This is a genomic window from Nocardioides caldifontis (assembly GCF_008087345.1).
Taxonomy (GTDB): Bacteria; Actinomycetota; Actinomycetes; order Propionibacteriales; family Nocardioidaceae; genus Marmoricola_A; species Marmoricola_A caldifontis.
Genome location: NZ_VHIB01000001.1, coordinates 63,449 through 80,337, shown reverse-complemented (window position 1 = coordinate 80,337; position 16,889 = coordinate 63,449). Strand labels below are relative to the sequence as shown.

Here is a 16,889-nt window from a genome sequence, read left to right as displayed (position 1 = left end):
CGAAAGCGGGCTGAAAGAGACTGCTCCTAGCGTCGCCGGCATGACGAGCACAGCAGAGAAGCCAGTCCAGCTCCCCGACGCCGAGAACGCCGACGCCTTTGCGGAGCGGCTCTTCTCCTCCGCCCTCGGGGCGATGGAGCTGCTCAGCGTCTACCTCGGCGACCACCTCGGGTGGTACGACGCCCTCGCCGCCGACGGGCCGCTCACCTCGGCCGGTCTCGCCCGCCGGGCCGGCACGGACGAGCGGTACACCCGGGAGTGGCTCGAGCAGCAGGCGTCGTTCGGGATCCTCACGACCGACCCGTCGCTGCCGCCGGAGGAGCGCACCTTCGCCCTCCCGGAGGGCGCCCGCGAGGTCCTCACCGACCGGTCGAGCCTCGCCTTCCTCGGCCCCATCGGCCGGCTGGTCGTCGCCCCGGCACGCCGGATGCCCGAGCTCCTCGAGGCCTACCGCACCGGGGGCGGCGTCAGCTGGGACCAGCTCGGCGACGACGCCCGCACCGCGCAGGCCGACATCAACCGGCCGTGGTTCGAGCACCGGCTCGCCGACGCGCTGGCCTCGGCGCCGGGGCTCCACGAGGTCCTGTCGCGGCCGGGCGCGCGCATCGCCGAGGTGGGGTTCGGCGGCGGGTGGGCGTCGATCGCCCTGGCCCGTGCGTACCCCCAGGCGCGGGTCGACGGCTACGAGGTCGACGGACCGTCGGTCGAGATGGCCCGGCGCAACGCCGCCGAGGCCGGCGTCGACGACCGGGTGAGCTTCCACCTCGTCGACGGCGCGGACATCGCCGAGCGCGACACCTTCGACGCGGCCTTCGCCTTCGAGTGCGTCCACGACATGGCCCAGCCCGTCTCCGTCCTGGACGCGCTGCGCAGGGCGGTCAAGGCCGACGGGGCGGTCGTGGTCATGGACGAGGCGGTCGGCGAACGGTTCTCCGCGCCGGGCGACGACCTCGAGCGGTTCATGTACGGCTGCAGCATCCTGGTCTGCCTCCCCGACGGCCGCTCGCACAGCCCGTCGGAGGCCACCGGCACCGTGATGCGGCCGGGGATCCTCGAGGGGTACGCACGGCGGGCCGGGTTCGACCGGGTCGAGGTGCTCCCGATCGAGGAGTTCAGCTTCTTCCGGTTCTACCGGCTGCACCACTGAGCCGATCGGGCCCGACGGCGCCGGTGACCCCGGTCCCGTCGGGCTCCTCCGCCAGCTCGGCGAGCACCCAGGCGACCAGCCCGTCGTCGCTCAGCCGGGCTCCAGAGCGCGCGGCCTCGTCGTACGTCCGACCCCCCAGGATGGCGACGAGGCCGTCGCGCGTCTCACGCATCCGCACCGCCTCCGCGCCGGAGGGACGTGCGGTGGTGGCGCGGGACGCGAGCGCGCCGTCGACGAGCGCGGCCTCCCGGTGCCGGCCGAGCCGGGCCAGGAGGACCACGACGTTGCGGAGCGTCGTCCACTGGTGGGTCCAGTTGCCCGCCCGGTGCCAGTGCTCGACCGCCCGTCGGAAAAGCGAGCACGCCGCCTCGGGGTCGCCGTGCCGGCTGCGCGCCGAGGCCAGCGAGACGAGCGTGACGCCGACGAGGTAGCGGTCCTCGTTCGCGCTCGCCCGTTCCAGCGCCGCGGCGAGCAGCGGCTCGGCAGCCCCCGGGTCCTCCTCCAGCAGGCACTCGCCGCGGGTGTAGAGCGCCCACCCGGCGACCACCTCCTCGCCGGCCCGCTCGGCCTCGACCTGCGCCACGGCGGCGGCCCGCTCGCCGGCAGGCCCGTCCCCGGAGTACGCCGTCGCGAGCGCCTCGGTCACGCTGACCATCCGGGCGAGCCCGGGCATCCCGCAGTCCTCGGCCTCCTCGCGCAGCCGCAGCATCAGCTCGAGGGACCGCTCCCGGTCGCCCTCGAACATCGAGGTCTCGGCGGCGAGGTAGTTCGCGTAGCACCGCTCCCGCGGCGACGCGGCCAGCTCGACGGCGAGGGCGCACAGCTCCTTCGCCCGCTCCAGGTCGCCGGCGAACCGGGCACCTGCCGCCGCGACACCGGCCACCCAGCTCCGCTCGTCGCGCGAGGTCGTCCCCACCAGCCGCGGGTCGTCGAGCAGCGGGACCAGCGTGTCCGCCCAGTGCGCCACCTCGGCCGTCATCCGGTGCTCGAGCAGCAGCCCCGACCCGCGGACGATCCGGACGGCGACGCCGAGGTCGTGCTCCAGCGCCCACCCGAACGCGGCGCGCAGCTCGTCGAGCACGCTGGCGACCTTCGCGGCGGAGGAAACATGTCGCGGTGACCAGAAATCGTTGGCGGTGCTCGCGACCATGTCGGCGAACAGCTCCGCGTGGGCGCGCCGGGCGTCGTCGGCGTACGTCCGCTCGGCGAGCCGCTCGCGGCCGTACGCGCGCAACGTCTCCAGCAGGTGGTACGTCGTGGGGGCGCCCGGGACCGCCACCACCAGCGAACGGTCGACCAGCGCCAGCACGTGGTTGCCGGTGTCGGGCGGGCCCCCGGCCCCCAGGACCTGCTGGACGAGCTGCTCGGCCTGGCCCAGCGTGAACCCTCCGGCGAAGACCGCCAGCACCTCGAACACCTGCTTCTCCTCGGAGGAGAGCAGCTCGTAGGACCAGTCGACGAGCGCCCGCAGGGTCCGGTGCCGCTCCCGGGCCGTCCTGCTGCCGCCGTGCAGGAGCCGGAACCGCCCGGAGAGCCGGTCGGCGAGCTCCGCCGGGCTCATCGCACGCATCCGGGCGGCAGCCAGCTCGATCGCCAGCGGCAGCCCGTCGAGGCGCCGGCAGACCTCGGCCACGGCCTCCTGGGTGGAGGCGTCGGCTGCGAAGGCCCGGTTGTGCCGTCGCGCCCGCTCGACGAACAGCCGGGGGGCCGCCCCGGGTCCGTCGCCGTCGGTGACCGGCAGCGGCGCGACGGCGTACACCTGCTCGCGCTCGGTGCCCACCGGCATCTGCGAGGTCAGCAGCATCGTGACGCGCGGGGCGCCGTGCTCGACCGCCGCGACGAGCTCCGCGACGGCGTCCGGGACGTGCTCGCAGTTGTCCAGCAACAGCAGTGCCCGCTGGTCGGCCAGCCACTCGACGATGCGGGCGGTCGTGGAGGTGCCCTGCCGGGCCGGGACGTCGAGGGCGGTCGCCACGGCGCGCGCCACCGAGCCGCTGTCGGCGACGGCCGCGAGCTCGACGACGTGGACGCCGTCCGGGTACCGGTCGACGACAGCCACGGCCACCGCCGTCGCGAGCGCGGTCTTGCCCACCCCGCCCGGGCCGACGAGCGTCACGACCCGCTCCTCCTCCAGCAGCCGGGCCAGCTCGTCGAGCTCGTGGTCGCGGCCTACGAGGGGTGGGGCCTGCGGTGGCGGCGCGGTCCGCCGGGGCTCGGCCCGCGGGGCGCTCGACCGGGGAGGTTGCCAGTCGAGCGACGGGTCGCCCCGCAGGATCGCGGTGTGCAGCTGCTGGAGCTGGTCGGTGGGGTCGACGCCGAGCTCCTCGTCGAGCAGCGCGCGGAAGGTGCGGTACCCCTCCAGCGCCTCCGCCTGCCGGCCGGCCCGGTACCTCGCCAGCATCAGCTGGGCCTGCCGGCGCTCGCGCAGCGGCTCGGCGGCGACGAGGGGCTCGAGCCGGGCGGCGACCTCGTGGTGCCGGCCGAGGACGAGGGCTGCGTCGATCCGGTCGTCGACGACCGTGGCGTGCAGCTCGGAGAGCCGGCTGGCCTCCGCGCGTACGAACTCCTCGTCGGCGAGCTCGGCGTAGGCGTCCCCGCTCCACAGGGCCAGCGCCTCGTCGAGCAGCGCGACGGCACCGGCCGGGTCGGTGGGCAGGGCCGCGGCGCCCCGGGCCGCGAGGTCGGCGAAGAGGTGGGCGTCGAGGGCGCCCGGGTCCAGCCGCACCAGGTACCCGGGCGGCCGGGTCAGCAGCTCCACCCCGTCGACCCCGGCGAGCAGGGTGCGCAGCCGCGAGACCTGCGTCTGCAGGGCGGCCGGGCCGTGGGCGGGCGGCTCGTCGGCCCACACCGCCTCCACCAACCAGTCCGCCGACGCGACCTCGCCGGCGCGCACGCAGAGCGCGGCGAGCAGCCGGCGGGCCCGGGCCGACGACGGCTGGCGGAAGGCACCCGGCTCGGCCGGGTCCGCCACCTCGATCGCCCCGAGGACGCGTAGTCGGACCACGTCTGCCGACGCTAGTCGCGACCGGCGTCCCGGCCACGGGACTTCGGTCCGTCGGTCGGCGGTGCGCTCGGTAGACTCGCGGCGCCCCACCGATCGAGCCAAGGAGCAGCGGGTGGCCCGCGTCGTCGTCAGCGTCATGCCCAAGCCGGAGATCCTCGACCCCCAGGGCAAGGCGGTCCACGGTGCCCTGCCGCGGCTGGGGTTCACCGGCATCACCGACGTCCGCCAGGGCAAGCGGTTCGAGCTCGAGGTCGAGGGCGAGCTCACCGAGCAGCGGCTCGCCGAGATCCACGACCTCGCCGAGCGGCTGCTGTCGAACCCGGTGATCGAGGACTACACGGTCACGGTGGAGCCGGGGGTCGTCGCATGAAGATCGGTGTCGTCACCTTCCCCGGCTCGCTCGACGACGTCGACGCCCAGCGCGCGGTCCGGCTCGCCGGCGGTGAGCCGGTCGCCCTCTGGCACGGCGACCACGACCTGCGCGGGGTCGACGCGGTGGTGCTCCCCGGCGGCTTCTCGTACGGCGACTACCTCCGGTGCGGGGCCATCGCCCGGTTCGCGCCGATCATGACCTCGGTCGTCGAGGCGGCCGGCGGTGGCCTCCCGGTCCTCGGCATCTGCAACGGCTTCCAGATCCTCTGCGAGTCCCACCTCCTGCCGGGCGCGCTGATCCGCAACGACCACCGTAAGTTCGTCTGCGTCGACCAGCGGCTCCGGATCGAGAGCAACCGCACCGCGTGGACCTCCGCCTACGACGAGGGCCAGGAGGTGACGATCGTGCTCAAGAACGGTGAGGGCGGCTTCGTCGCCGACCAGGAGACCCTCGACCGGCTCGAGGGGGAGGGCCGGGTCGTGGCCCGCTACCTCGACCGCAACCCCAACGGCTCCATGCGCGACATCGCCGGGATCGCCAACGAGCGCGGCAACGTGGTCGGGCTGATGCCCCACCCCGAGCACGCCGTCGAAGAGCTCTGCGGCGTCGGCACCGACGGGCTCGGCTTCTTCACCTCCGCCCTGAAGGCCCTCACCTCCGCCTGACCACTCCCTGGGCGATCGCGGTCACCCGGTGCCTGAGATCGCCCAGGGATGCCTCCGGGTCGCCCCCTTCGTCTCAGGCTGCGAGAAGGCGAGGACGGCGCCCACGCCCGGGCTAGCGTCGCCACGGATCACCGCCGACCTTCGACCGCAGGAGCATCCATGACCTACCGCCCCGAGACCCTCGCCGTGCACGCAGGGCAGGAGCAGGCCGACCCGGCGACGAACGCCCGCGCCGTGCCGATCTACCAGACCACGTCGTACGTCTTCAACGACACCGAGCACGCCGCGAACCTCTTCTCGCTGGCCGAGCCGGGCAACATCTACACCCGGATCATGAACCCGACCCAGTCGGTGTTCGAGGAGCGCATCGCGCAGCTCGAGGGCGGCGTCGGTGCGCTGGCCACGGCGTCGGGCTCGGCGGCCACGACGTACGCCGTGCTCAACCTCGCGGGCGCCGGCGACAACATCGTCGCGCTCTCCACGCTGTACGGCGGCACCTACGCGCTCTTCGCCCACACGCTCCCGCAGTTCGGGGTCGAGGTGCGGTTCGTCGACCCCGACGACCCGGCCGCCCTCGCCGCCAGCGTCGACGACCGCACCAGGCTGGTGTTCGCCGAGACGATCGGCAACCCGAAGGTCAACGTCGTCGACATCGCCGCGTGGGCCGAGGCCGCGCACGCGCAGGGGCTCCCGCTGATCGTCGACAACACCGCGCCGACGCCGCTGCTCTGCCGGCCGTTCGAGCTCGGTGCGGACGTGATCGTGCACGCCGCGACGAAGTACATCGGCGGCCACGGCACCTCCATCGGAGGCGTGATCGTCGACTCCGGCAACTTCGACTGGAACGCCCACAAGGAGCGGTTCCCCGGGCTGACCGGCCCGGACGGCGCGTACCACGGCGTGGTGTGGACCGAGGCCGTCGGCAACCTCGCCTACATCATCCGGGCGCGCACGGTGCTCCTCCGCAACACCGGCGCCGCGGTCGCGCCGATGAACGCGTGGCTGTTCCTCCAGGGGCTCGAGACGCTGCACCTCCGCATGGAGCGGCACAGCGAGAACGCGCTCGCGGTCGCGAAGTACCTCAAGGGCCACGACAACGTCTCGTGGGTCAGCTACCCGGGTCTCGACGACGACCCGTACAAGGAGGTCGCGGACCGCACGCTCAAGGGCGGCTACGGCGGCCTGGTCAGCTTCGGGGTGAAGTCGGGGCGCGACGGCGGCAAGCGGTTCATCGAGTCGCTCGAGCTCTTCAGCCACCTCGCGAACATCGGTGACGCCAAGTCGCTGGCGATCCACAACGCCACCACGACGCACTCGCAGCTCACGCCGGAGGAGCTCGAGGCGGCCGGTGTGCCCGAGGACATGGTGCGGCTCTCGGTCGGCATCGAGCACGTCGACGACATCATCGCCGACCTCGAGCAGGCCCTCACCGCGGCGAAGTGACCCGCGGGTGACACCATCCCTCCGGTGACCGGCACCGACACGACGACGCAGCGGGTCGTCCTCTTCACCGAGGACGACCCGCTGCGGCTCGTCGGTGGCCGCACGCTCGCCCCGGTCGAGGTCGCCTACGAGACGTACGGCGTGCTCAGCCCGGCCGCCGACAACGCGGTCCTCATCTGCCACGCCCTGACCGGGGACGCCCACGCCGCCGGCCCCGGCGGTTGGTGGGACAACCTCATCGGCCCGGGGAAGCCGGTCGACACCGACCGGTTCTTCGTGGTCAGCGCGAACCTGCTCGGCGGCTGCCAGGGCACCACGGGGCCGGCCTCCACCGACCCGGCGACCGGGAAGCCCTACGGGCTCACCTTCCCGCTGCTCGACATGGGCGACTTCGTGACCGTCCACCGGGCCCTGGTGCGCCACCTGGGGATCGAGCGGCTGCTCGCGGCGGTGGGCGGCTCGCTCGGCGGGATGCAGGTGCTCCAGTGGCTCGCGGAGTCCCCCGAGGAGGTCGCCAACGGCGTGGTGGTGGCGGCGAGCAGCCGGCTCAGCGCGCAGAACATCGCGTTCTCCGCCGTGGCCCGCGAGGCGATCATGCGCGACCCCGACTTCGCGGAAGGGCGCTACCTGGAGACCGACCGGTCGCCGTCCATCGGGCTGGCGATCGCCCGGATGATGGCGCACATCACCTACCTCTCCGACGAGGCGTTCACCGAGAAGTTCGACCGCCGGCTGCAGAACGGCGAGACGCCGGCGAAGGGGTTCGGCATCGACTTCCAGGTCGAGTCCTACCTGCGCCACCAGGGCGAGTCGTTCCTCGACCGGTTCGACGCCCTGTCGTACCTCTACCTCAGCCGGGTCATGGACTACTTCGACCCGTTCGCCGACCCCACCGCCGTACCGAGGATGGCGGAGGCCGGCAGCCAGGCCCTCGTCGTCTCCTTCGACACCGACTGGCGGTTCAGCACCGCCCACTCCCGCCGGATCGTCCGGATGCTGGAGCAGGGGCGCGTGCCGGTGACGTTCCGCGAGATCCGCTCGCCGTGGGGCCACGACTCGTTCCTCCTCGAGCCGCCGGGCTACCACGAGACCGTCCGCGCCTTCCTGGACCGGGCGTACGACGAGCGGGCTACCACGAGACCGTCCGCGCCTTCCTGGACCGGGCGTACGACGAGCGGGGGACCATCGACCGGGAGGCCGCCGGTGCGGCCTGACCTGACCGTCGTGGCCGGCCTCGTGCCACCGGGCTCCAGGGTGCTGGACCTCGGGTGCGGCGAGGGGGAGCTGCTGGCCCACCTCTTCGCCGAGCGCGGCTGCACCGGCACCGGCGTGGAGATCGACGACGCCGCGGTGGTGGCCGCGATCCGTCGTGGCGTGCCGGTCATCGAGGTCGACGTGGACACCGAGCTCACCGAGTTCGCCGACGACTCCTACGACGTCGTGGTGCTGTCGCGGACCCTGCAGGCGCTGGCCCGGCCCGACCGGGTGCTCGCCGAGATCAAGCGGATCGGCCGCCGCTCGGTCGTCTCGGTGCCGAACTTCGGGCTCTGGAAGCACCGGGCCTCGCTCGCGCTGACCGGGCGGATGCCGGTGTCCGAGGAACTCCCGCACCCCTGGTTCCAGACCCCGAACATCCACCTCTCGACCCTCGCCGACCTCGAGCAGCTCCTCGGCGAGCTCGGCATGGAGGTCGAGTCCCGGCTGCTCCTCGACGAGCAGGGGCGTTCGCTGGCCCGTCAGCGGTGGGGGAACCTCCGGGCCGGCGCCGCGGTGTACCTGCTCTCCCACTGACCGTTCCTGACAGCTCTCAGCCACGCGGTGACTGAAAGCTGTCATCGTCCGGCGTTTTCCACAGGGGCGGCAGCGACCACCTCACAGGCGGATGCGGATGACCTTGTCGTTGCTGCCGTTGCTCGTGGTGATCCAGAGCGACCCGTCGGGAGCCTGCTGGACCGTGCGGATCCGACCGAACCGGCCGTGGAGGTGGCGCCGCTTCCGGCCGGCGTTCCGACCGGTCAGCCGGACGGAGTAGAGCGACTCCCCGGCCAGCGCGCCGACCCAGGCGTGACCCTTCGCGATCGCGAGGCCGCTGGGGGAGCAGGACGAGGTCGGGCTCCAGGTCACGAACGGGTCGGCGTACGGGCCGCTCCCGTCGCCGCCCTCCACGTCGGGCCACCCGTAGTTCCGACCGGGCCGGATCCGGTTCAGCTCGTCGCGGGTGCTCTGCCCGAGCTCGGTGGCCCACAGCCGGCCGCGGCGGTCCCAGTCGAGCCCCTGCACGTTGCGGTGGCCGTAGCTCCAGACCAGCGTCCCGAACGGGTTCCCGGAGGGCACGCCGCCGCGGGGGGTCATCCGGAGGATCTTCCCGGCCAGCGAGCCACGCCGCTGCGCGAGCTCGCCGTTGCCCGTGTCGCCGGTCGCGACGTACAGCAGCCCGTCGGGGCCGAACGCGATCCGGCCGCCGTCGTGGATCTGCCCCTTCGGGATCCCGCCGAGGACGACCTGCCGCCCCTCGAGCTGCCCGCCGACGAACCGCCGGCGCACCACGCGGTTGTCGTTCGCCGTGGTCACGTAGAAGTAGACCCACCGGTTGCGCTTGAACGCCGGGTGGAGCGCGGCACCGAGCAGCCCGCCCTCACCGCCGCCCGGGGTCGCCACGCTGCCGATCCGGCGCCGGCCGCCGCGCCGCCGGACGCGGTGCACGTCACCCTCGCGCTCGGTGACCAGGGCGTCGCCGTTCGGCAGGAACGCGAGCCCCCACGGGATCTGCAGCCCGCGGGCGAGGACCTTGCCCGGTCTCGGTGCGGCCTCGGCGGGCGAGGGGACCACCAGGGTGGCCGCCCCGGCGGCGGAGGTGGTCAGGAGGATACGGCGGTCCAGCATGGGCACTCCCGCGGGTGGACGGTGTGGCCGTCCATCGTGGCACCGACCGGGCGGCGGGCACGACCCCTGGAAGTAGATTGGGCCCGTGGCAGCCCCCCTCGACACCGTCGCCCACGCCTCCACCGACCCCGACCGCCAGCAGCCCTGGGCGGAGCTCGGGCTGAAGCCGGACGAGTACGCCAACATCCGTGAGCTGCTCGGTCGCCGGCCGACGAGCTCGGAGCTGGCGATGTACTCCGTGATGTGGAGCGAGCACTGCTCCTACAAGTCCTCCAAGGTGCACCTGCGCCAGTTCGGCGAGAAGGTCACCGACGAGATGCGCGAGCGGCTCATGGTCGGGATGGGCGAGAACGCCGGCGTCGTCGACATCGGCCAGGGCTACGCGGTCACGTTCAAGGTCGAGTCGCACAACCACCCGTCGTACGTCGAGCCCTACCAGGGCGCCGCGACCGGCGTCGGCGGCATCGTCCGCGACATCCTCTCGATGGGCGCCCGCCCGGTCGCGGTCATGGACCCGCTGCGCTTCGGGCCGCTCGAGGCCGACGACACCCACCGGGTGCTGCCCGGGATCGTCGCCGGGGTCGGCGGCTACGGCAACTGCCTCGGGCTCCCGAACATCGGCGGCGAGGCGGTCTTCGACCCGTCGTACGCCGGCAACCCGCTCGTCAACGCTCTCTGCGTCGGCGTGATGCGCCACGAGGAGCTCCACCTCGCCAAGGCGTCCGGCGTCGGCAACGCCGTCATCCTGTACGGCGCCCGCACCGGCGGCGACGGCATCGGCGGTGTCTCGGTGCTGGCGAGCGAGACGTTCGAGGCCTCGACAGGCTCGACCGCCTCAGGACCGGCCAAGCGGCCCAGCGTGCAGGTCGGCGACCCGTTCATGGAGAAGCTGCTGATCGAGTGCACCCTCGAGGTCTTCGCCGAGGGGCTGGTCGCCGGCATCCAGGACCTCGGCGGCGCCGGGCTCTCCTGCGCCACCTCCGAGCTCGCCTCCGCCGGCGACGGCGGCATGCGGGTGTGGCTCGACCGGGTCCCGCTCCGCGACTCCACCCTCTCGCCCGAGGAGATCCTCATGAGCGAGTCGCAGGAGCGGATGATGGCCGTCGTCGAGCCGGACAAGGTCGAGCGGTTCCTCGAGATCTGCCGCAAGTGGGAGGTCGACGCCACCGTCATCGGCGAGGTCACCGAGGTCACCGAGGAGGAGCGCGCCGCCGGCGGCCGGCTCGTCGTGGAGTGGCACGGCGAGGTCGTCGTCGACGTGCCGCCGCGGACCGTGGCCCACGACGGACCGGTGTACCAGCGCCCGTTCGCCCGCCCGGCGTGGCAGGACGAGCTGCAGGCCGACGTCGCCGAGAAGCTGCCGCGCCCATCGGCCGGCGAGCTCCGCGACACCCTGCTCCGGATGGTCGCCTCGCCGAACCTGTGCGACAGGTCCTGGATCACCGACCAGTACGACCGCTACGTCCTCGGCAACACCGTCCTCGCCCAGCCCGAGGACGCGGGGATGGTCCGGGTCGACGAGGAGACCGGGCTCGGCGTCGCGCTGGCCACCGACTGCAACGGCCGGTTCGCCAAGCTCGACCCGTACGCCGGGGCGCAGCTCGCGCTCGCGGAGGCCTACCGCAACGTCGCCGTCACCGGAGCCCGGCCGATCGCGGTGAGCGACTGCCTCAACTTCGGCTCGCCCGAGGACCCGGACGTGATGTGGCAGTTCGCCGAGGCGGTCCGCGGGCTGGCCGACGGCTGCCAGGTGCTCGGGATCCCGGTCACCGGCGGCAACGTCAGCCTCTACAACCAGACCGGCGAGACCGCGATCCTGCCGACCCCGGTGGTGGCCGTGCTCGGCGTCGTCGACGACGTCCGCCGCCGCACCCCGGTGGGGTGGACCGAGGGGCAGGAGCTGTTCCTGCTCGGCACCACGAGCGAGGAGCTCTCCGGCTCGGAGTGGGCCCACGTGGTGCACGGCCACCTCGGCGGGCTGCCGCCGCAGGTCGACCTGGCCGCCGAGCGCGCGCTCGGTGACCTGATGGTCGAGGCCGGGGCCGCCGGGCTGGTGTCCGCCGCCCACGACGTCTCCGACGGCGGGCTGGCGCAGACGCTGGTCGAGGGGTCCCTCCGCCGTGGCGTCGGCGTGCAGGTCTCGATCGAGGGCGACCCGTTCGTCGGGCTCTTCGCGGAGTCGGCGGGCCGGGCGGTCGTCGCCGTCGCCCCGGAGAACCGCGAGGCGTTCCTCGAGGCGGCCGGCCGCCACGGGGTCCCGGTCACGCCGCTCGGCACGACGGGCGGCTCGGCCCTCCAGGTCGCCGGCGTGCTCGACGTACCCCTGGAGGAGCTGCGCGAGGCCTGGACCGGCACCCTGCCGGCGGCCCTGGCCTGAGCGGACACCGTCGGTTCCCGGTCACCAGCAGGTGACCGGGAACCGCGGGACGGTCAGGCGCGACCGCTGCGGAGCCGGCTCCACATCGTCGGCGTGACGACGCCGGTCACCGGCAGCCCGAGCCGGGCCTGCGAGCGGCGGACCGCGGCGGTGGTGGTGGCCTCGAAGACGCCGGTGATCGCGAGCTGCTCCGACGAGGCGGCGTTCAGCGCGCGCTGGAGGCGGCGGACCCGCTCACCGGTGCCGCCGTACTTCACGACGCTGGTCTTGACCTTGTGCGAGTGCAGGGCGACCCAGACCCGCGGGCCGACGATCCGGTTCTTCTTGATGCCGAGCGAGGCGCGGAACCGCTTGACGGCCTCGCCGGTCGCCGGCGTCATCGTGCCGTTGAGCCGGCCGGCGTAGTGGCCGCTCTTCTTCAGCAGGCACTGGGCCGCGGTGACGGTGGCGCCGCTGGCACCCTTCCGCAGGGTCGGGTACGTCGGGAAGTCCACCCGGGTCCCGCTGCACCACGCGGCCGACCGGCGGGCGACCGAGCCCTTGCCGAGGTCGATGAAGTTGCTGTCGATGTTGATCCGGACGCCGCCGTGGACCTCGTCGTGGCCGCCGCGGTACTGCTTCATCCGGCCGCCCGGACGCCAGCCGTCCTCACGGATGTAGTCGGTGGAGGTGTTGGCGACGCCGTCCCAGCGGGCGATCCAGATCCGGTCGGGCATCAGGAAGGTGCCGGGGCGCTGCACGCGGGCGTCGTCCATCGCCTTGATGTGCGAGCCGGCGCTGGAGTAGACGCCGGAGACGTAGCCGAGGGCGCGGATCCGGCTGGTCCAGGCCGAGGTGAAGTAGAGCGCGGACTCGCGGCAGGCGGTGTTCGCGGTGTTGTAGGCCTCGAGGTCGTACCAGAGCGTGCTGCCCTTCGGGATCCCGAGCCGCTGCGCGGCGGCCACGGCGTCCGCGGCCTCGGCGCGGCCCTGCTTGCGGGCCTTGCGGTAGCGGTGCGCCGCCTTCGGGTTGATCGTCTCGTCGTTGCCGTAGCGCGGGAACCGGTCGCTGCACGAGGCCTGCGGGCCGAGCGTGATGGGGAGCAGCCTCCACCCCTTCTTCAGCTGGGTGCTCACCCACGTGGGGGTGAGGTTCGGCTGGTTGCGGCAGGCGCGGGAGTCGCCGGAGATGTAGATGCCGACGGCCCAGAACGGTGAGTGCAGCAGCCACGCGTCCATCGCGGACTGCGTCGGCGTCAGGCACTGGTCGAAGCCGTAGCCGGTGAAGTCGCCGGGGGTCGGCTTGGCGGCTGCGGCGGGCGCGGCGGGGGCGAGCGTGAAGGCGAGCAGCACGGCGGCTGCCACTGCGACGAGCCGTCGCAAGGCCGGGGGGTGCGTGGCCATGGCGGTGATCCTCCTGGGAAGCGAGTGCGTCACTCTAAGCACAGGAGTCACAGCAGTTGCACCAAAAGGCCGAATATTCTGGTCGACACGCCGACGGAGTCAACGCGACACGCCGTGGTGCGGGGTAGGAACCCCGGCGGGGGTATCGGTCCGGCCGGGCCCACAATGGAGGGGTGCCCGCCCGCCTCCGCCTCGTCGACCCCGCCGTCGTCGGACCCGCGGTCGAACGGTTCCGCGACGGCCTCGCCGACGGCGACGACCTCCGGCTGCTCACCAAGCACTTCCTCGCGGTGCTGAGCAAGAAGGCCCCCGGGGGCGCGGTCGAGCTCCGGGTGCCGCCGTACGCCGCGGTGCAGGTGGTCGGCGGCACCACCCACAAACGGGGCACCCCGCCCGCGGTGGTCGAGGTCGACGCCCCCACCTGGCTGCGGCTCGCGCTCGGGTACGCCGACTGGGCGACCGTCGAGCGGGAGGGCGGGCTGTCCGCCTCGGGGGAGCGGTCCGACCTCTCGGCGTACCTCCCCCTCGTCTGAGCGGCCCGGGCAGCCCCGGCCTAGATTGACCGGCATGGACCACCCCCACGACTCCCTCCGTGCCCGCGTCGAGGCCGTGCTGCCCTCCGTCCGCGCCGACCTCGAGGCGCTGGTGCGGATCCCGTCGGTGAGCGCGCTCCCCGCGCACGAGCAGGACGTACGCCGGAGCGCCGAGGCGACGGCCCGGCTCTTCGAGGCGGAGGGGTTCGACGTCGAGCTCCTGCAGGTCGAGGGCGGTGCACCGGCCGTCGTCGCGACCCGGCCGGGGCCGGAGGGTGCGCCCACCGTGCTGCTCTACGCCCACCACGACGTGCAGCCCGTCGGGCGCCGCGAGGACTGGGAGAGCGAGCCGTTCGAGCCGACGGAGCGGGGCGACCGGCTCTACGGCCGCGGCGCCGCCGACGACAAGGCCGGGATCGCGGCCCACCTGGCTGCCGTCCGCGCGCACGGCGACGACCTGCCCGTCGGGGTGACCGTGTTCGTCGAGGGCGAGGAGGAGGTCGGCTCGCCGACGCTCGAGCGGTTCCTCGCCGAGCACCGCGAACGGCTCCGCGCCGACGTGATCGTGATCGCCGACAGCGCCAACTGGGACGTCGGCGTGCCCGCCCTGACCACCAGCCTCCGCGGGCTGGTCGACTGCGTCGTCGAGCTCCGCACCCTCGAGCACGCCGTCCACTCCGGCATGTGGGGCGGCGTGGTGCCCGACGCGCTCACCGCGATGAGCCGGCTGCTCGCGACCCTCCACGACGACCGTGGCGACGTCGCGGTCGAGGGGCTGCTCTCCGGCCGGGCGGCGGACGTGGACTACCCCGAGGAGCGGGTCCGGACCGAGGCCGGGGTCGCCGAGGGCGTGGAGCTCTTCGGCACCGGCTCGTTCGTGGACCGGCTCTGGACGAAGCCCGCGCTGAGCGTGATCGGGATCGACGCGACCTCGGTCGACGACGCCAGCAACACGCTGCTCCCGGTCGTGCGGGCGAAGATCAGCGTCCGCGTCGCGCCCGGGGACACCCCCGACAACGCGATGGCGTGCCTGACCCGCCACCTGCAGGCCCACGCCCCGTGGGGCGCGCGGGTCACCGTGCACGAGGGCGACAAGGGGGCGCCGACCGAGATCGACGCGCAGGGGCCGGCGTACGACGCCGCCCGCGCCGCCTTCCGCGAGGCCTGGGACGGCACCGACCCGGTCGACGTCGGCATCGGCGGGTCGATCCCGTTCATCGCCGCCTTCCGCGAGGCGTACCCGGAGGCGGCGGTGCTGGTGACCGGCGTGGAGGACCCGGACACCCGCGCCCACGGGGCGAACGAGGGGCTCCACCTGGCCGAGTTCGCGCGGGTCTGCCTCGCCGAGGCGCTGCTGCTCCACGACCTCGCGCCCGGAGAGCGTTGAGCCGCCCCTCGTGGCGCGCCACGAGGGGCGGCTCGACACGTGAGCCGGCTCACGACGCGGGACGCGGGCTGGGGGTCAGGGGCCGTGCGCCCGTACAGTGGCGACCGTGCCTTCCTTGCGCTCTGGCGACGGCCGTCTGACCCACGACCTGGATCCGCAGGAGAAGGGACCCCAGGACGCCTGCGGTGTCTTCGGGGTCTGGGCGCCCGGTGAGGACGTCGCGAAGCTGACCTACTTCGGGCTCTACGCCCTCCAGCACCGCGGCCAGGAGTCCGCGGGGATCGCGGTCAGCAACGGCCGTCAGATCCTGGTCTACAAGGACATGGGGCTGGTGTCGCAGGCCTTCGACGAGGCCACGCTCGAGTCGCTCAAGGGCCACGTCGCGATCGGTCACACCCGGTACTCGACGACCGGCGCGAGCACCTGGCACAACGCCCAGCCGACCTTCCGCCCGACGGCGAACGGCTCGATCGCGCTCGCGCACAACGGCAACCTGACCAACACCTCCGAGCTCGCGCGCCGCGTCGACGAGCTCCCCACGGTCGCCGGCGAGCTGGACCTCCCGTCGCGGCAGAGCAACCACGTCGTCCCGACCAACGACACCAGCCTGGTCACCACGCTGCTGGCAGCCGACCCCGACCGCACCATCGAGCAGTCCGCGCTCGAGCTGCTGCCGACGGTCCGCGGCGCCTTCTCGTTCGTCTTCATGGACGAGCAGGCGCTGTACGCCGCCCGCGACCCCCAGGGGATCCGGCCGCTCGTCCTCGGCCGGCTCGAGAACGGCTGGGTCGTCGCCAGCGAGGACGCCGCGCTGGCCACCGTCGGCGCCCGCGTCGTGCGCGAGATCGAGCCCGGCGAGCTGGTCGTCATCGACGGCAACGGGCTGCGCAGCCACCGGTTCGCGGAGCCCGCGCCGAAGGGGTGCGTCTTCGAGTACGTCTACCTCGCCCGCCCGGACGCCACCATCGCCGGCCGCAGCGTCCACGAGGCGCGCGTCGAGATGGGGCGCCGGCTCGCGAAGGCGTTCCCGGTCGAGGCCGACCTGGTGATCCCCGTGCCCGAGTCCGGCACCCCCGCCGCGGTCGGGTACGCCGAGGCCAGCGGCATCCCCTACGGCCAGGGGTTCGTGAAGAACTCCTACGTGGGCCGCACCTTCATCCAGCCCTCCCAGACGCTGCGCCAGCTCGGCATCCGGCTGAAGCTCAACGCGCTCGAGAGCGTGATCCGGGGCAAGCGGCTCGTCGTGGTCGACGACTCGATCGTGCGCGGCAACACCCAGCGCGCCCAGGTGCGGATGCTCCGCGAGGCCGGCGCCCGCGAGGTGCACGTGCGCATCTCCTCGCCGCCGGTGAAGTGGCCCTGCTTCTACGGCATCGACTTCGCCACCCGCGCCGAGCTCATCGCCAACGGGCTCGGGGTCGAGGAGATCCGGGCGAGCATCGGCGCCGACAGCCTCGGCTACATCTCCTCCGACGACATGGTCGGCGCGACCGGCCAGCCGCGGGAGAACCTCTGCTCGGCCTGCTTCGACGGTGCCTACCCGATCCCGCTGCCCGACGAGACGCTGCTCGACAAGCACCTGCTCGAGCGGGTGATCCCGGTCGAGCCGGTCCGCCACCGCCACCACCGTGACGTGGAGGGCGTGACCGTCGGGCTCCCCGGCGGCGCGTCCGACGCCCTCGGTCGACCCTGAGC

At 73.5% G+C, this 16,889-nt stretch carries 12 protein-coding genes; 9 read left to right on the top strand and 3 right to left on the bottom strand.

The annotated features are described in order from the left end of the window. Nucleotides 1-40 precede the first annotated feature (40 nt). Nucleotides 41-1,147, top strand: a complete 1,107-nt coding sequence (locus tag FIP57_RS08525) for a class I SAM-dependent methyltransferase (protein WP_148573119.1) — start codon at nt 41-43, stop codon at nt 1,145-1,147. Here the strand turns inward: FIP57_RS08525 and FIP57_RS08520 are convergent. Next, nucleotides 1,113-4,151: an ATP-binding protein gene (locus tag FIP57_RS08520; protein ID WP_162529727.1), complete on the bottom strand. Its 3,039-nt coding sequence runs from the start codon at nt 4,149-4,151 to the stop codon at nt 1,113-1,115. The genes FIP57_RS08525 and FIP57_RS08520 overlap by 35 nt on opposite strands. 112 nt (nt 4,152-4,263) lie before the next feature. Here FIP57_RS08520 and purS point away from each other — a divergent pair, with 112 nt between their 5' ends. The 4 genes from purS (at nt 4,264) to metX (ending at nt 8,423) form a co-directional block, all read left to right on the top strand. Beyond that, nucleotides 4,264-4,521, top strand: coding sequence for a phosphoribosylformylglycinamidine synthase subunit PurS (gene purS, locus FIP57_RS08515; RefSeq protein ID WP_148573117.1), 258 nt, complete (start codon nt 4,264-4,266; stop codon nt 4,519-4,521). After that, nucleotides 4,518-5,189 carry a phosphoribosylformylglycinamidine synthase subunit PurQ gene (gene purQ / locus FIP57_RS08510; RefSeq protein WP_148573116.1) on the top strand — a complete coding sequence of 224 codons (672 nt, stop codon included), beginning with the start codon at nt 4,518-4,520 and terminating at the stop codon, nt 5,187-5,189. The genes purS and purQ overlap by 4 nt, the downstream gene beginning before the upstream one ends. 159 nt (nt 5,190-5,348) lie before the next feature. Next, nucleotides 5,349-6,632 carry an O-acetylhomoserine aminocarboxypropyltransferase/cysteine synthase family protein gene (locus tag FIP57_RS08505; RefSeq protein WP_148573115.1) on the top strand — a complete coding sequence of 428 codons (1,284 nt, stop codon included), beginning with the start codon at nt 5,349-5,351 and terminating at the stop codon, nt 6,630-6,632. A gap of 24 nt (nt 6,633-6,656) precedes the next feature. After that, nucleotides 6,657-8,423: a homoserine O-acetyltransferase MetX gene (gene metX / locus FIP57_RS24485; protein ID WP_148573114.1), complete on the top strand. Its 1,767-nt coding sequence runs from the start codon at nt 6,657-6,659 to the stop codon at nt 8,421-8,423. Between the two features lie 81 nt (nt 8,424-8,504). Here the strand turns inward: metX and FIP57_RS08495 are convergent, their stop codons facing one another. Further along, on the bottom strand, nt 8,505-9,515 hold the full coding sequence (locus FIP57_RS08495) for a PQQ-dependent sugar dehydrogenase (RefSeq protein ID WP_148573113.1): 1,011 nt from the start codon (nt 9,513-9,515) through the stop codon (nt 8,505-8,507). Nucleotides 9,516-9,600: 85 nt separating this feature from the next. On the opposite strand from FIP57_RS08495, the gene purL reads away from it, so the two are divergent. Beyond that, nucleotides 9,601-11,892, top strand: coding sequence for a phosphoribosylformylglycinamidine synthase subunit PurL (gene purL, locus FIP57_RS08490; protein ID WP_148573112.1), 2,292 nt, complete (start codon nt 9,601-9,603; stop codon nt 11,890-11,892). Between the two features lie 53 nt (nt 11,893-11,945). On the opposite strand, the gene FIP57_RS08485 is transcribed toward purL, so the two are convergent. Further along, complete coding sequence (locus FIP57_RS08485; RefSeq protein WP_148573111.1) at nt 11,946-13,274, bottom strand: glycoside hydrolase domain-containing protein; 1,329 nt, start codon at nt 13,272-13,274, stop codon at nt 11,946-11,948. Nucleotides 13,275-13,447: 173 nt separating this feature from the next. Between FIP57_RS08485 and FIP57_RS08480 the strand changes: the two genes are divergently transcribed. The 3 genes from FIP57_RS08480 (at nt 13,448) to purF (ending at nt 16,887) form a co-directional block, all read left to right on the top strand. Continuing rightward, complete coding sequence (locus FIP57_RS08480; protein WP_148573110.1) at nt 13,448-13,807, top strand: sterol carrier family protein; 360 nt, start codon at nt 13,448-13,450, stop codon at nt 13,805-13,807. Nucleotides 13,808-13,841: 34 nt separating this feature from the next. Beyond that, complete coding sequence (locus tag FIP57_RS08475; protein ID WP_148573109.1) at nt 13,842-15,194, top strand: dipeptidase; 1,353 nt, start codon at nt 13,842-13,844, stop codon at nt 15,192-15,194. Between the two features lie 115 nt (nt 15,195-15,309). Beyond that, a complete protein-coding gene (gene purF / locus FIP57_RS08470) occupies nt 15,310-16,887 on the top strand; it encodes an amidophosphoribosyltransferase (RefSeq protein WP_148574100.1) in 1,578 nt (525 codons plus the stop codon). Nucleotides 16,888-16,889: the final 2 nt, after the last annotated feature.

Excerpts from the sequence above, each read along its gene's own strand:
- FIP57_RS08525 (WP_148573119.1), top strand. The coding sequence starts at position 41 with ATGACGAGCACAGCAGAGAAGCCAGTCCAGCTCCCCGACGCCGAGAAC.
- purQ (WP_148573116.1), top strand. The coding sequence starts at position 4,518 with ATGAAGATCGGTGTCGTCACCTTCCCCGGCTCGCTCGACGACGTCGAC.
- FIP57_RS08505 (WP_148573115.1), top strand. The coding sequence starts at position 5,349 with ATGACCTACCGCCCCGAGACCCTCGCCGTGCACGCAGGGCAGGAGCAG.
- FIP57_RS08495 (WP_148573113.1), bottom strand. The coding sequence starts at position 9,515 with ATGCTGGACCGCCGTATCCTCCTGACCACCTCCGCCGCCGGGGCGGCC.
- FIP57_RS08485 (WP_148573111.1), bottom strand. The coding sequence starts at position 13,274 with ATGGCCACGCACCCCCCGGCCTTGCGACGGCTCGTCGCAGTGGCAGCC.
- FIP57_RS08475 (WP_148573109.1), top strand. The coding sequence starts at position 13,842 with ATGGACCACCCCCACGACTCCCTCCGTGCCCGCGTCGAGGCCGTGCTG.